Origin of the sequence: Paraburkholderia sp. RL18-101-BIB-B (genome assembly GCF_046026985.1) — a bacterium.
Lineage (GTDB): Bacteria > Pseudomonadota > Gammaproteobacteria > Burkholderiales > Burkholderiaceae > Paraburkholderia.
In genome coordinates this window covers 1-2,002 of sequence record NZ_JARESV010000140.1, presented here as the reverse complement: position 1 = coordinate 2,002, position 2,002 = coordinate 1, and the positions used below count along the sequence as shown (strand labels likewise).

3 protein-coding genes are annotated in these 2,002 nt (G+C 59.4%); 1 reads left to right on the top strand and 2 read right to left on the bottom strand.

Annotated features, from left to right (window positions below; genetic code table 11):
* Window positions 1-575, bottom strand: a 575-nt coding sequence (locus tag P0D73_RS46305; protein ID WP_408320673.1) for a hypothetical protein, incomplete at its 3' end; no start/stop codon positions are given.
* Window positions 576-609: 34 nt separating this feature from the next.
* Here P0D73_RS46305 and P0D73_RS46300 point away from each other — a divergent pair.
* Window positions 610-849, top strand: a complete 240-nt coding sequence (locus P0D73_RS46300; RefSeq protein WP_408183303.1) for a hypothetical protein — start codon at window positions 610-612, stop codon at window positions 847-849.
* Between the two features lie 541 nt (window positions 850-1,390).
* Here P0D73_RS46300 and P0D73_RS46295 read toward each other — a convergent pair.
* Window positions 1,391-2,002 (bottom strand): hypothetical protein (locus P0D73_RS46295; RefSeq protein WP_408436431.1); only part of this gene is annotated, 612 nt, incomplete at its 5' end.

Genomic DNA, 2,002 nt, shown 5'->3' with positions numbered 1-2,002 from the left:
GCATCACCTCCGCTTGCTGGCTGCGCGGCGAGAAAGGCGTTGCGCATCCGGCGACCCAAATCGTGTTCGAATCCACGGTCGTCAAACCAAGCGACGATTGCTCTATCAATCTGCTCGTCCGTCAGCGCCCGCTCCGTCTGTGCTGGCTGCGGGCGAGATAGAGTTGCGTTCCGACTTCTAGCGGGCGCGTCGCCTCGATGATTGTGCCAAAGTCGTCCTGGATTGTCGCGCACGGTCGCCACCGGCTCCCCCGATTGCGCTGGCGCGGCAGGGGATGCGGTGCGATGCTTGCGCTCGTACTTGGCGCCATTGCAGACGCAGAAACCCGGCCTGTCTGTCGGCTCGCCGCAGTGACGGCACAGCTCGACGTCTGGGTCTTGCTCATTGTCCTGCAGCACTGCAGGCTTGCTTGCAGATAGCAGTTCGCGAACCATTGCGATCAATTCTTTGCGGTCGAACGTGAAAAGCGGCTCATCAGTTTCGACAGTGTGCATATAGCCGGCCTCTACGATCTGTCCATCAGACGGTCGCATATCCGCTCCTGCGTCGAGCGTGGCGGTCTGAATTTGAGTCATGCTAGGATTCCTCTGCATCCGACAGGAGACAGCCATGCGCCGAATTGAGACGGGCTATCGTCAGGTTATGGAGTACGACCACAAGAACCGGCTGGTTCACGTGGTTACGGCGTACGAGATTCGCTCTGACAGCTGGCCGTTTCATGTGTACGTCGGCACGCGCGGAGACCAGATGCACAAGGTTGGCAGCGTCGGCGAGGCGCGCACTATGAACGAAGCTTTCAATCGGGGCTTCCAGGCCGGCCGGATGTTCATCGACGGCACCAGCGCGTAGGAGCCCACGCGCGTGCCCCCATGGTCTGTTGCCAGGAGAGAACGCGCCGCCTCTGCCTGCAGTTGAATATCACTCATAGTTCCCATCCGCCGTTTGGCTGATTTTTCCGTAAGAACTTCCCCTGGCGTGCAGTCGACAGGCACACGCGATGCTCGTATTTGCGAGCACGTCATCGTCGGAGGAAGCCATGTCGAGCCAAGCCTATGTGCCCTATCGCGGATACCGGATCGAAGTCCACGTCACTCCAGTAGCGAAGCGTCAAATCGGGGGCGGTGCGCGGCGATACCGGGTGTCGTGGGAGGTTTCGTCGTCGCAGCATCCGATGCAGACAGTTGTAAGTTTTCCAGAGCAATTCGAATTCCTTTCGGAGCAGCATGCGTTTAAATACGGCGAAAATCGAGCGCACACGTACATCGATTCAATCGAGTGCACTCGGACCGCGACGGCATAAGCCGGTTGATCTCCACACCATTTCGACGCTATCGACCCGGCAAGCGGATGCTGCGTGCCGCGCAGATTCGAGACGTGAGTATTGAATTGCTCACTTCGAAAGTTCCTGCGTGGCGGCGATTTTTTCGCGAGCCGCAGCGACATCTGCCTCTGCGTGATCGGCCCACTCGGCGCCGTGCGCGAGCACGTGCTTGATGAGCCAGTGGAGGCAATAGGCCTGTTCGTCTTCGGCGCGCGTTTTGATATCGGCGCCGACGGACCGTAACAGATGGGCATTGCGGGCCAACTGGAAGCACATCATGCCGAGCACGTGGTGCAGCTCCGGCGGAATCTCGGCGGGATAGGTCATCGCGCCGGCGGGCGGCCGCGCCAGCGCCTGGACAATTCGCGGATGAAAAGCGAGGTAGTCGAGATCCGGGTCGACCATGTCGTTGCTCATGATCATGCTGAAGCCCCAGACCACGCGAAACATGCCGCCCAGCGCCGAATCAAGACACTCCTTCATGCGGTCATAGAACACGCGCAGGTGCTCCGGATCGTCCTCGTCGAAGAATGTCGGTTCGTCGGCATCTTCTGCATTGGGCGTCGCAGGGTGGTAACCCTTGTCGATATCGCCGAGGACGCCCACGAGTTCTACTGCGGCGTCGATGTCCTGCTTAGACGCCTTTGCCATCTTCATCTGAACTTCGGTTTTCATTGTTTG